The organism is Pseudomonas sp. AL03 (assembly GCF_029960815.1).
Classification (GTDB): Bacteria; Pseudomonadota; Gammaproteobacteria; order Pseudomonadales; family Pseudomonadaceae; genus Aquipseudomonas.
In genome coordinates, this window is record NZ_JASBRE010000014.1 from 12,412 (window position 1) to 24,254 (window position 11,843).

General features: G+C 55.0%; 11 protein-coding genes and 3 pseudogenes. 9 read left to right on the top strand and 5 right to left on the bottom strand.

What is annotated here, in order from left to right; all coding sequences use genetic code 11:
- The first annotated feature begins 34 nt into the window (after window positions 1-34).
- Window positions 35-1,660 carry a methyl-accepting chemotaxis protein gene (locus QK293_RS15065; RefSeq protein ID WP_282378226.1) on the top strand — a complete coding sequence of 542 codons (1,626 nt, stop codon included), beginning with the start codon at window positions 35-37 and terminating at the stop codon, window positions 1,658-1,660.
- A 41-nt stretch (window positions 1,661-1,701) separates the two neighbouring features.
- Window positions 1,702-2,889, top strand: a complete 1,188-nt coding sequence (locus QK293_RS15070) for an aminotransferase class I/II-fold pyridoxal phosphate-dependent enzyme (protein ID WP_282378229.1) — start codon at window positions 1,702-1,704, stop codon at window positions 2,887-2,889.
- A gap of 77 nt (window positions 2,890-2,966) precedes the next feature.
- Here the strand turns inward: QK293_RS15070 and QK293_RS15075 are convergent.
- From QK293_RS15075 to QK293_RS15085, 3 genes and pseudogenes are all read right to left on the bottom strand, one after another.
- Window positions 2,967-3,155 (bottom strand): annotated as a pseudogene (locus QK293_RS15075) (NAD(P)-dependent oxidoreductase); the annotation flags it as partial.
- 120 nt (window positions 3,156-3,275) lie between these two features.
- On the bottom strand, window positions 3,276-3,917 hold the full coding sequence (locus QK293_RS15080; protein ID WP_282378231.1) for a DUF1109 domain-containing protein: 642 nt from the start codon (window positions 3,915-3,917) through the stop codon (window positions 3,276-3,278).
- Window positions 3,914-4,486, bottom strand: coding sequence for a sigma-70 family RNA polymerase sigma factor (locus tag QK293_RS15085; protein WP_282378233.1), 573 nt, complete (start codon window positions 4,484-4,486; stop codon window positions 3,914-3,916). Before QK293_RS15085 ends, QK293_RS15080 begins: the two co-directional genes overlap by 4 nt.
- A gap of 231 nt (window positions 4,487-4,717) precedes the next feature.
- Between QK293_RS15085 and QK293_RS15090 the strand changes: the two genes are divergently transcribed.
- The 5 genes from QK293_RS15090 (at window position 4,718) to tnpB (ending at window position 7,632) form a co-directional block, all read left to right on the top strand.
- Window positions 4,718-5,023 carry a DUF2282 domain-containing protein gene (locus QK293_RS15090; protein WP_282378235.1) on the top strand — a complete coding sequence of 102 codons (306 nt, stop codon included), beginning with the start codon at window positions 4,718-4,720 and terminating at the stop codon, window positions 5,021-5,023.
- Between the two features lie 27 nt (window positions 5,024-5,050).
- Complete coding sequence (locus QK293_RS15095) at window positions 5,051-5,905, top strand: DUF692 domain-containing protein (RefSeq protein ID WP_282378237.1); 855 nt, start codon at window positions 5,051-5,053, stop codon at window positions 5,903-5,905.
- Window positions 5,902-6,666: a DNA-binding domain-containing protein gene (locus QK293_RS15100; protein WP_282378239.1), complete on the top strand. Its 765-nt coding sequence runs from the start codon at window positions 5,902-5,904 to the stop codon at window positions 6,664-6,666. Before QK293_RS15095 ends, QK293_RS15100 begins: the two co-directional genes overlap by 4 nt.
- A gap of 34 nt (window positions 6,667-6,700) precedes the next feature.
- The gene (locus QK293_RS15105) at window positions 6,701-7,174 is read left to right on the top strand and encodes a DoxX family protein (protein ID WP_282378242.1); all 474 of its coding nucleotides are present in this window, start codon (window positions 6,701-6,703) and stop codon (window positions 7,172-7,174) included.
- Between the two features lie 311 nt (window positions 7,175-7,485).
- The gene (tnpB, locus tag QK293_RS15110; protein ID WP_282378481.1) at window positions 7,486-7,632 is read left to right on the top strand and encodes an IS66 family insertion sequence element accessory protein TnpB; all 147 of its coding nucleotides are present in this window, start codon (window positions 7,486-7,488) and stop codon (window positions 7,630-7,632) included.
- On the opposite strand, the pseudogene QK293_RS15115 reads toward tnpB, so the two are convergent.
- Both QK293_RS15115 and QK293_RS15120 read right to left on the bottom strand, forming a co-directional pair.
- Window positions 7,607-7,708, bottom strand: a pseudogene (locus QK293_RS15115) (AP endonuclease); the annotation flags it as partial. The gene tnpB and the pseudogene QK293_RS15115 sit on opposite strands and share 26 nt — an antisense overlap.
- Before the next feature lie 313 nt (window positions 7,709-8,021).
- A pseudogene (locus QK293_RS15120) lies at window positions 8,022-8,491 on the bottom strand (LacI family DNA-binding transcriptional regulator); the annotation flags it as partial.
- Between the two features lie 261 nt (window positions 8,492-8,752).
- Here QK293_RS15120 and QK293_RS15125 point away from each other — a divergent pair.
- Entirely contained in the window at window positions 8,753-9,643 is an 891-nt protein-coding gene (locus tag QK293_RS15125) for a hypothetical protein (RefSeq protein WP_282378245.1), read from the top strand.
- Between the two features lies 1 nt (window position 9,644).
- Window positions 9,645-11,663 (top strand): hypothetical protein, encoded by a 2,019-nt coding sequence (locus QK293_RS15130; protein WP_282378247.1) that lies wholly within the window; start codon window positions 9,645-9,647, stop codon window positions 11,661-11,663.
- The last annotated feature ends 180 nt before the right edge of the window (window positions 11,664-11,843 follow it).

Genomic DNA, 11,843 nt, shown 5'->3' on the forward strand with positions numbered 1-11,843 from the left:
ATGCTCGCAGCTTCAATCACCCGAGAATCATCCTATGTCATTGCGTAATCTGAATATCGCGCCCCGAGCCTTCCTGGGTTTTGCCTTCATTGCCTTGCTCGTCATCGTGCTGGGTGTGTTTGCCGTGAACCGCATGTCGACGATCCGCCAAGCCTCCATCGACATGGCAACCACGCAGCTGCCCAGCATCGTGTTTCTCGGCAACCTGACAGAAAACATCCTGCGCCTGCGCATTCTTTCTTTCCGGGTGTTGGTCAACCGTGATCCGAACGCGTTGCAGGAAGCGCAGACGCGCATCGGCGTGCTGGTCGACAAGGTTCGCAGCGCACAAGCCAGTTATGCAGCGTTGCCGGCCACCCCGGAAGAAACCGCGCTGTACGAGACGTTCACGACAACACTGGACAGCTATATGCAAGACCAGAATCAGATGCTGGAGCTGTCGCGGCAGAACAAACTCGATGAGACGCGCACGCTGATCAACACCCGGATCAAGGACGGTACGGACCAGATGGGCGAGCAGCTGAACAAACTGGTAGCGTTCAACAACACCTATGCGAAAACCGCCTCGGCCGAAGCGGGCGAGCATTACAGCAACGCCGTGACCGGCATCATCGCAGTGGCGGTGATTGCGGCGCTGATGACCGTGCTGCTGGCCTGGCTGCTGACCCGCAGCATCGTCTCGCCGCTCAACCGTGCGCTCCAGGCGGCCGAAACCATTGCGGGCGGCAACCTGACTAAAACCATCGACATCGACGGCAAGGACGAACCGGCCCGTTTGCTCGGTGCCTTGTCCACGATGCAAACCAACCTGCGCAAAACCATCGAACAGATCGCTGGCTCCGCCACCCAACTGGGTGCCGCCGCTGAAGAACTCAGCACGGTCACCCAACAAGCCTCCCGCGGTCTGCAACAGCAGAACAACGAAATCGAACAGGCGGCCACTGCCGTCAACGAAATGACCGCCGCCGTGGAAGAAGTGGCACGCAACGCGGTGTCGACGTCCGAAGCCTCGAACCAGTCGACCCAGGCGGCCCGTGAAGGTCGCGACCGAGTGGTGGAAACCGTCGGCGCGATCCAGACCATGACCCACGATGTGCAAAACACCTCAGTGATGATTGAAGGCTTGGCCGCTCAGGGGCGTGACATCGGCAAGGTGCTGGACGTGATCCGCGCCATCGCCGAACAGACCAACCTGTTGGCGCTGAACGCCGCGATCGAAGCCGCCCGTGCCGGCGAAGCCGGGCGTGGTTTTGCGGTGGTGGCGGACGAGGTCCGGGCGCTGGCCCATCGCACCGCGCAATCGACCCAGGAAATCGAAAAAATGGTCGCTGGCATCCAGAACGGCACCGGCGAAGCGGTTTCGTCGATGCAGCAAAGCAATCAACGCACCCAAAGCACCCTTGAAATGGCCCGCGCCGCGGGTGTCGCGCTGGAGCAAATCACGCAGTCGATCCAACTGATCAACGAACGCAACCTGGTGATCGCCAGCGCTTCGGAAGAACAGGCCCAGGTTTCCCGCGAAGTCGACCGCAATCTGGTAAACATCCGCGACCTGGCCACCCAGTCCGCCGCCGGCGCCAACCAGACCAGCGCCGCTACTCACGAACTGTCGCGCCTGGCCGTGGATTTAAATGCCATGGTGGCGCGTTTCGTGATTTGAGATAGGGTTGAGGCTTGGAACCCGCGCGACTGGAGAAGTACATGCGCTACTCAGCCTTGACCAAACGAATCGCCGGTGACGGCGCTGCGGCCTGGCAGATTCATGACCGAGCACTGGAATTACGTGAGCAGGGCGTTGATGTGCTGCTGCTATCGATCGGCGATCCCGACTTCGATACGCCGCAGCCCATCATTCAGGCGTGCATCGACAGCTTGCTGGCCGGCGATACCCACTACCCGGCAGTACGCGGCAGTCAGGGATTGCGCAACAGCATCGCCAACCGTCATCGACGCCGCAGCGGTCAAGTCGTGGATGCCGACCATGTGATTGTGCTGCCGGGCGCACAATGTGCGGTGTATTCGGTCGCGCAATGCCTGCTCGATCCGGGCGATGAAGTGATCGTCGCCGAACCGATGTACGTGACCTATGAAGGTGTATTCGGTGCCTGCGCAGCCAAAGTGGTGCCGGTGGCGGTGCGCCCCGAGAATGGCTTTCGGGTCGATCCGGCGGATGTCGCGGCGCTGATCACGCCTAAAACCCGCGCCATTTTGCTCAACAGTCCGAATAATCCTTCCGGCGCCAGTTTGCCGCTGATGATCTGGCAGGAGCTGGCGTCGCTCTGTGTTCGTCACGACCTGTGGCTGATCAGCGACGAGGTTTACAGCGATCTGTTGTACGAAGGCGAGCACATCAGCCCGGCGAGTCTGCCGGGCATGGCCGAGCGCACGGCGACCATCAATAGCCTGTCCAAGTCCCACGCCATGAGCGGTTGGCGAGTGGGCTGGGTGATCGGCCCGAAGCCCTTGAATGACCACCTGGAGCATCTCTCGTTGTGCATGCTGTTTGGCATTCCGGATTTTATTCAGAATGCTGCGCAATTGGCGCTGGATGAGGACTTGCCGGAAGTGGCGCTGATGCGCGAGGAGTATCGCCAGCGTCGCGACCTGGTGTGCGCGAGTCTGCGCGATTGCCCGGGCATCCGACCGATTCGACCTGATGGCGGGATGTTCGTGATGGTCGATGTGCGCCAGACCGGGTTGTGTGCCCAGAGTTTTGCCGAGAGGCTGCTGGAAGGTTACGGCGTGTCGGTGCTGGCCGGTGAAGCGTTTGGGCCGAGTGCGGCGGGGCATATTAGATTGGGGTTGGTGGTGGATCAGTTGAAGCTGGCGGATGCGTGCGAGCGGATTGCGTTGTGTGCGGCGGACCTTCTGGAAGCGCGCCGGGCCTGATTCCAGAGACAGATCGTTCTCACTCCGCGTGGGAACGATCATCGGCTCAGGCATTCCACGCTTGTGTGTTCACCAGGCAACAGCGGCCAGTCAAGGTTCAGCGGTTCACGTTCGAACACATCCAGTCCCGCAGCGCGAATCTGCCCGTCGCGCAAGGCCTGAATCAGCGCCGCCTCGTCCACGACCTTGCCCCGTGAAATGTTGATGAAGATGCTCTCCGGGCGCATCAGGGCAAAGAACGCCGATTGGAGTGATAGACCCGCTGAAGGTACTTCTCGATACTGACTTCTGACGGCGGCAGAGCGACCAAAGTCAAGACAACACCTCACTTTCTGCGGGGTGCTTATGGCAACCGGCCTAACTATTGTTGTCGTTATCCTGACTGTCTACCAGCGCAGCCAGAACTGTCCGAGTAACGCACCTATCATAGTCGGCACCAACATACCCAGTGAGTACCATATTCCCCAAAATGGCACTTCCATCTCGGGGCAGTGCAGACAGTATGCAATCGTCGCCATTGCACCGGCGAGTAGTCCGCCGCAGGCACCCGCCAGTTTCAGGTGAGTGGGTGCGAGACCGCCTAATGCCCAGTACACGGCAATAAATCCTGGAATCGACAGCAAGGTTATATTGAGTGCGCATACTTGCCAGGTATTGCCGAGGATGATCGCGACGCGGACGTCAGGTGCGGCCACCATGAGTACATAGATGGAGCCGACCCCCACCGCTGCGACTGCGGCAATGATCAGCAGCTTCCCGGAGCCCGGAGCCATACCCGGTCTTGCCAGCCGCGTCAGCATGCTCAGCGCACCGATCATCAGGCAAAGCGCAAAGGCGATTTTCGCCCAAAAGATCGGTGTTGCTATGACCTGATCCAGATCTGGACGAACGCCCATTATTACCATTACGAGCAAAGTGGCGCCCAAGAGGCCGGCCAGCACCGCGCCGCTGAATCGCTTAGCGAGCGTCCTATGGTCAACCGGGGCCACACCCGACGCGAGCATGGAAACAAAATCATCAGTATTCATCGTGCACCTCTAACTCTTAACGCCAGTGCTTTAAGCCCACGGTGTATGCCTATCTTTACCGCAGACTCAGATAACCCCGTCACCCGAGCGGTTTCAGTAACAGACAGCCCCTCTAGTTTCACGTGCACGATAGGTAGACGCTGACGTTCAGGTAGCTGCTCAAGCAGCCTGCTGAGGTCGCGACTGGCCTGCGCAGGTTCAAGATGCGGCTCGGCAAATAGCTCTGCCGCATCGTCAAGGGAATCGTTGAACACGTCATGACGTGACTTCCCTCGGAAAAAGTCGGTGAGCTTGTAGCGCGCAATGGCAAAAACCCACGCCGTCAGCGGTTGATCTGCCCGATACGTCTGGCGCGCATTATGAACGGCCAGCAGAACCTCTTGCAGCAAATCCTCGATTTCACCAGGTCGCTGCTGAAGTCTCGAGCGTAAAAAGCCGCGAAGATGACCACTTAACTCCGATAAAAACGTGCGATAAGCCCGTTCGTCTCCGTCCAGACCTGCGAGGAACAGAGCCTGAAGGTGGAGCTCTCGGCTGCGCAAAGCGTCGTTATGTGTAGTTCGTTCCATCGTTCGCTCGGGTTACACGAAGGGTAAAAATATCTCGTTCCTGCTAATGACGGGCTGTGGATCTGCGGTTTCCCGGCATAAGGTAACAGGCGAATCATTTTTGCTGGCCTTAGAAATATTTTGCGGTCGCTGTAACCGGATGTGAAAAGCCATCGAACTACCTTTTGGGTCGCAAACACAGTGCCCAAGCGCTGATGCGGCGACCAACCCCCATCACCCGGAGACATAACTATGAACAATCTCAAACTTGCCGCCCTCGCCGTTGCCTTCTCTTCGTTTGCTGCCGGTGCTATGGCCGCAGAGACTCCTGCCGCAGCGGGCGCCACAACCGCAGGAACTCCCGCCGCAGCAGGCACCATGGAGAAATGTTACGGCGTTTCCCTGGCCGGTAAGAACGATTGCAAGGCGGGCGCAGGTACCACCTGTGCAGGCACCGCCAAAGTGGACTACCAGCCTAATGCCTGGAAAAACGTTCCTGCGGGTACTTGTACCTCCATCAAAACACCAAAAGGTACGGGCTCTCTCGCGCCTATGTAATCGTAATACCACGGGGGCTCACCAATCATGAAAGCTGAATTCCAGATGGGGGCCGGACTCGGCCTGAAACCGAACCATTACCCAGACGCGCTTGACTGCACGGCTGAGGGTCTCTGGTTCGAAGTTCATCCGGAGAACTACATGGTAGGTGGTGGCCCCCGTCTCGCATGGTTGGAGGCGATTGGGAGCCAACACCCGCTTTCGCTGCACGGTGTTTCACTTTCACTTGCCGCCGATTGTCCGCCGGACGAAAAGCATCTGAAGCGCCTAAAAGCACTGGCCGATCACGTTCAGCCCGCATTGATTTCCGAACACCTAGCCTGGTCAGCATGGCGTGGTCAGTATCATCCTGACCTACTGCCATTCCCTCGTACGGTCGAGGCATTGCAGCGCATCGTAAGCAATATCCAACGTACACAAGACGCCCTAGGACGTCATATCGCAATTGAAAACCCCACCCATTACCTACGCCTGGATGGTCATGAATTTAGCGAACTCGACTTTTTGACCGAGCTGAGCGTGAGAACTGGCTGTGGGTTACTACTGGATGTCAATAACGTACACATCAGCGCGCATAACCTAGGCTTCGATGCGGCGACGTATCTGGATGCCTTCCCGGCCAAGGCGATTGTGGAAATCCATTTGGCAGGCCACGCAGTGGATCCGGGGGATACGCGGTTGCTGATAGACACTCACGATGCTCCCATCGCTGACGACGTCTGGTTGCTGTATCAACGCGTTATCGAAAGGATCGGCATGCGCCCGACCTTGATCGAGCGCGACGACAATATCCCAGGATTCGACGTCTTGCTGGCTGAACGAGACAGAGCGCAGACTCTGTTGAGCATCGGGAAGAAGCAACCATCGGAAGTGACGATATGAACACATCACTCGAAAGCTTTCAGGATGCATTCGTCGATGCGTTATATGAGCGAAATTCGATCGGAATGACTGCTCTAATCGAACAGCCCGGTTTTAGGGTGTACCGCAATACTGTATTGAAAGGATCGACGGACGCATTACTCGCGAACTTTCCCACAATAGAGCGCTTGGTCGGTACAGAGTGGCTCAAGGCCGCTGCAGCGATCTATGCCCGGCAGTCGCCACCGACGGATTCCCGATTGCTGCACTACGGCGCTGACTTCCCGGATTTTCTCGACGCTTTTGAGCATGCGCGAGAAATGTCTTATCTGGGCGACGTCGCCCGCCTGGATCTGCTCTGGACGAAAGTCCATTGCGCTAAAGATGAGCCGGACATTGATCCGCGCGCATTTGCGAGCCTGTCCCAAAAGGACTTGGCGCGTAGCCGGCTCACACCGAGGGCCGCTTCCCGTTGGGCTTGGTTCCCAGACCACCCGGCCTACACCATCTGGCGCTTCAATCGCGAACAGCGGGACATGCCCGACGAACTCGACTGGCGCGGCGAAGGTGCGCTTCTGACGCGCAAGCAAGGCCGGGTTTGTTGGGAGGCCGCCAGTGCTGCGGATTGCACGTTTCTAGACGCCTGCGCGGCACACCTGCCGCTTGAACTGGCCGCAGAAAAAGCCCTTGAAGTTCAGCCTGATTTGGATCTAGAAGACCTCATTGTCCGCTTGTTCAGAGCTAACGCATTCGTCGCTGTAAGCATCCATAGCTCTTCCTGAAGAATCAACACCAACTTAACCAACGGAGCACATCATGGACGTGATACGAAATACGTCGTCCACCGCCGATAAATCCTTGCGTGGCATGTGGAACCGCATTGCAGACCGACTTGACTTAATGATTGGGGACTCACTATTGGTGCTGGTTGCTCGCCTATCCATCGCGGCGATTTTCTTTATGTCAGGACGCACCAAAGTCAGTGGATTTTTGACGGTCAAACCCAGTACCTATGAGCTGTTCCGCACAGAATACTCACTGCCATTCCTCTCTCCAGAACTGGCCGCGCATCTCGCTACCTACAGTGAGCATTTGTTTCCACTGCTTCTTGTGCTGGGACTGCTCTCACGACTATCAGCATTCGCATTACTGGGCATGACTTTTGTAATCCAGGTGTTTGTCTACCCTGATGCCTGGCCAACGCACTTTTCCTGGGCGGGCCTGCTACTGCTCATCGTCGCACGTGGCGGGGGGGCAATGTCGCTGGATCGACCACTTGGCATCAAGTGATGCTTTGACTGCTATACAGTCTCGGATAGCCACCTCTTGGCGACATGATGGTCGAAAAAGTGGACGCGCTCGTTTGTTTGAACGTCTGGAGGCTGAGGAAACTTCTGCGCCTATCGAGTTCGGCACCATCGGTAAAAAGGCCGACACATCCAACGAACTTTCAAGATAATAGTGGTTGCCTATACGGTGAAGACCCACGATGTTTGCTGGCAAGCGTTTAAACCGTAAGCGATCCACTGTGTACACATTCAAAGCTGTCAGTTGAAGCCTGATGCTGTGCTCCCGATATCCATCAGGAGTCCGCAATCATGATGCGTCCCGACGCCAAAGTCGAAAAGGTCTACCTCTACCCCAAGCCAGTGGACTTCCGAAAATCCATCGACGGCCTCGCAGCCCTGGTGGAGTTGGATATCAAGGTCGCCGTGTTCGATCCCCGGCGGCGGCCAACACGTCGATAAACGATCCCTGGCCGCGCTCGCGAACAAGGTCAGCGCCGTAGCTCGACAGACTGATGGAAACGGGTGGTTTACTCATTGTTGTATACCTCTGAAACCGGTTTCATTTTTGTACAAAATAATATCAGTGGTTGATGTGTTGTTCTTTCGGGCCTCTTCGCGGGCCAGTCCAGTCACCGACAATTTCCAAGAGTCGACCCACGCACAATCAACCGCGCAGAAAAATCCAGTATCCGCACCGGCCCGACATCCCCGCGCAGTCGTTTGAGCAAACACTCAAACGCCCCCGCGCCAATCTCGGCCGTCGGTTGGGCGAGGGCGGTAATGCCGCTGCCTACCAGTGGGTACCAATTCAGATCATCGAGGATGAGGGCCATTTCAACGGTGGCAGGATTGTCCAGCCCGACCAGATCGCTCTCGAGCTGCTCGACCTTGCGATCCACCACACCAGCGGCATCTCCCGATGCAGTTCGCGCAATTCGTCGCGGTGATGACCAAGGGTGTTCACGATCAAGCCTTCGATGTTGTACGAGCGCAACAACGCCAGGTGCTGACGCTCCTGCTCATCATCGCGATCGGTGTTGCACACCACCAGGCTTTAGCCGTGCTGACGGCAGGCGGTTTCCACCCCGTGCATCACGGCAATCGAATAAGGGTTACGGATATCGGCCACCAGCATGCCGATCAGACGAGTGCGCCCGCGTTTCAGACCACGGGCCATCTGGTTTGGGCGATAGCCCAGTTCGGCAATTGCCTGCTCGATGCGCAAGGCAATGGCATCGGAGAGCAGGGCGCGGTCGTCACCGATGAAGCGCGACACGCTGGCCTTGGAAACGCCAGCGTGTTCGGCGACATCGAGCATGGACACGCGGCTGCGCTGGGCGGCGGAGAAGTCGTTCACGGTTTTTAACCTTGTTATTGAAGTTTGTGCTGACTGGCTTTGAAACCGGTTTCAGAAGAAACCATAACCAAAACGCATCAAGCAAGCGACAGCCCAACGTGTAGGAAAAACCCGACAAGCGGTAGCGATACCTGTCAGATATGACAGTAGCCACACCACTGAACTCGGCGTTTAATTTTCAGTACCAAAGAATAATTCTGCGACCATCAAAGGACTTGCAATATGGCGCTCAATAAACCACTGACATTCGATGCGCCGAAAATTCTAGGTGTCGCTGATCCAGACGTTGACCCGGAGGGGCATATTCCGATTGAGTTACTGCTCAAAGGAATTGATGTAGTCGTTCCTTTGTGGCCCGAACCAGCGAAAGATCCAGGTGAAAGGGACATTCTGACAGTTTCCTTTGAACAACCCGGAGAGCCTCTAGTATCCATTCAGAATACGTACGAGCCGGACGATATGAAACCCGAATTCATTATTCATCTCAGTCCGGAATATTTAAAGATTAATGATGTCGGGGCGTTGTGGTATGAAGTTCATAATATTGCCGACAATCCATCCAATTCATTTCCACGGCGACTGACTATTGATCATCCGGGCACTCTCGAGGAAGCTGACTTTGTGCACGCCACCAAGTGGGGCTATCTGAATTGCGACACTGTTCCTCCCTTGTGGGACGGTGTCACGGTCAACATCCCTGCACTGGCAGGATTTAACGTCGGAGACCGCTGTGAAGTGCTATGGCGAGGGTTCCCGACTCTGAACGGCAGTGGCTCAGAGTTCATCAGTGCTAAAAAAACTGTTATTCGTCCGGCTTTAAGTGAGCAAGACATCCGTGAAGGATTTTCCGTGGTTATCGAGCCTTACGAGACTCATATAAAACCGATGGTGAAAAACGCGTCCGCCACCGTTGTTTATACCGTCTATCGCGACGCGAAACGTGTAGGAAAATCAAAAACTGCGGCAGTAAAAATAGACAGGATTGAACCTGGCGAAGAGTTTCCATGCGAGCCTCCCGCAAACATGAGTATGGAGGCTGGAAAAGTTGTACGAAGAGGCCACAACCTTTTTCAAATTGTATGGCAATCAATCGTTAACATATGGAGGCGGTAAAATGAACGCAATCGTTGAAAAAGCCAAGTTGTCCCGAAGAGTAGTACTTGAAAAAAGTTACGGAAAATCTGGCGGTGTGCTCGCAAATCCCGGCCCCGTCATCATTCCAGCGCAAACACTTGAAAACGATTTGCGGATTCCCGTGGCAGCTCTCTCCGCGCCGCTACTCTATACGATTCCCAAACCCACAGAGCCTGAAGACCCGGATGACTTGATCGAGTTCAAGATCCGGAAAAAAGGACAAACCAACTGGCAAGAGATTGAACCATTTTTGGAGTTAGGGACTATTGCTGATCGGGTCTGGCCGTTGCCGTGTCAAATTCCCTTGCGGTACCTGGCAGAAGAAAGCACTCCGGAAACACCTACCGAATATGAAGTTCAGTATATCTATTGGTACGGTGCAACGAATGAAGGGAACTCGGAGATTACTACGTACGCCATCGACCGTACCGCGCCCTATAAAGTGAAAACCCCGGCGTCTAACCGATCCCCGGGGGCGGCTTCGTTTCCTACTGATCTTGGGCCAAACGATCCAATCGATGAAACCTATATCGGCAATAATCCGGGCGGTATCACGATCAAGGCCGCGACTTATAGCAACTATCACGACACTGATGTGATCAAGGTTTTCTGGGGCATAGCCCCCGCTGTTGGCGACCAGCCCGTGTTTGAAGGCTTGCTGCCACCATCGTATGAAGTCATCGTGCCCATTGATGTATTTGTAAATTCCAGTGAAGGCTTGAATACACTTATTTATGTCGTGACGGATCTTGCAGGTAACAAAGGGAAAACATCCAATCCCAGTTATCGCATCGTCAAACGCATCGATGACCCTACCGTATTTGCGTCACCTGTGGTGCCACTGGCCAATGGTGTTGACGGCGATGATTTGATTGACTTGGCCGACTGCAAGCAGGGTGTCGACATCGTCATCGATGTACCCACGCCGAACGCAGCTTCGGACACCATTATGGCTTACTGGGGAACAGTGGAGCTCGGCGAAAAGAGAGTAGATGCCAGTGTCGATGGCAAGCTGACGTGGGATAACGTTGATTTTTCGATTATCAAACAAGTTTATGGCAACACCGATGGTGATGAAGAAACAAACATTAGCTATAAGATGTTCAGAGGCCCCCGAGTTATCGGTGGCAATGACGTGGATGTCAAGGTCAATATTGCTTATATTGGCCCGGTAAACCCGAATGAACCCGACCCTGTAAACGATGCTTTAAATCCTGCTGTACTGAAAATCGGAGACAGCTCGGTTGATAAAATTGTGGAAGCGGACTATGGCAAAGATGCAGAGATTTCAATCAAACTTTTCGCACCGCCCGCCACTGAAGAAGGATGGTTAATTGATATATTTTATGATGACGTCAAGGTAGGCGAAACCATCCGTTTGACCGGTGGGCAAGAAGGCACAACGCTTACACGAACACTTCCCTGGAAAACGATTTTTGATCAGCAAAGCGGGACAAAGGTGTTGCGTTGGGTGCTCTATACCGCGGCAAATCCTAATCCGGTAAAGGCTCCTCCTAAAGACATCCCGGTAGACGCATTTCCCATCGAAACGCCTATGCCCGAGGTGTTGAACCTTGCAGGTCCACTTAGAAGGATCGGTTGTTCTACATTGAACTTCGTTCCTCCTGGGGATGGCTCGAACAGACGTAACTTAAGTGTGCGTATTCCGAAAAGTGATTACACGGTTGACGGTGAAACCATTACTTTGTCATGGGCAGCGTACACCAGTGCAGAGCAGCCTGAGCTTGTTCCTGGTACGGAAACTACTGCTGATTTTAAGATCAACGGCACGTTTCCCGATATAGGCGAACCGATCTACATCGGTACTTATGAAACTCACTTAAAACCGGCGAACCGGGCCAATGGTCACCTCAGCTATACCATTACCCGGACGGGTATTGCGCCAACCCCTCCTTCAGTGGTAGCCAAACATTTTGTGCTGCTGACAAACAGTGAGGCGCAGTACTGCGAAGAGGTCAACCCAATTCCAGCTCCATAAAAATAGCTGTTGGAAAAGTGCGGCGAAAATAGTGTTCGCCGCACTGTTTCACTCTTGTTTTGTTATAGAGAAAGTAATCTTGTCAGGCGATTTTTCACCCTTTGAATTAGGATTAATCCTACATAACTATGCGTAATTACACGCTAGCCTAGCGACCCTTATTTGGCTGGCCTTCCAATC

Coding starts and splice junctions, on each gene's coding strand:
- QK293_RS15065 (WP_282378226.1), top strand. CDS start 35: ATGTCATTGCGTAATCTGAATATCGCGCCCCGAGCCTTCCTGGGTTTT.
- QK293_RS15070 (WP_282378229.1), top strand. CDS start 1,702: ATGCGCTACTCAGCCTTGACCAAACGAATCGCCGGTGACGGCGCTGCG.
- QK293_RS15080 (WP_282378231.1), bottom strand. CDS start 3,917: ATGAATACTGATGATTTTGTTTCCATGCTCGCGTCGGGTGTGGCCCCG.
- QK293_RS15085 (WP_282378233.1), bottom strand. CDS start 4,486: ATGGAACGAACTACACATAACGACGCTTTGCGCAGCCGAGAGCTCCAC.
- QK293_RS15090 (WP_282378235.1), top strand. CDS start 4,718: ATGAACAATCTCAAACTTGCCGCCCTCGCCGTTGCCTTCTCTTCGTTT.
- QK293_RS15095 (WP_282378237.1), top strand. CDS start 5,051: ATGAAAGCTGAATTCCAGATGGGGGCCGGACTCGGCCTGAAACCGAAC.
- QK293_RS15100 (WP_282378239.1), top strand. CDS start 5,902: ATGAACACATCACTCGAAAGCTTTCAGGATGCATTCGTCGATGCGTTA.
- QK293_RS15105 (WP_282378242.1), top strand. CDS start 6,701: ATGGACGTGATACGAAATACGTCGTCCACCGCCGATAAATCCTTGCGT.
- tnpB (WP_282378481.1), top strand. CDS start 7,486: ATGCGTCCCGACGCCAAAGTCGAAAAGGTCTACCTCTACCCCAAGCCA.
- QK293_RS15125 (WP_282378245.1), top strand. CDS start 8,753: ATGGCGCTCAATAAACCACTGACATTCGATGCGCCGAAAATTCTAGGT.
- QK293_RS15130 (WP_282378247.1), top strand. CDS start 9,645: ATGAACGCAATCGTTGAAAAAGCCAAGTTGTCCCGAAGAGTAGTACTT.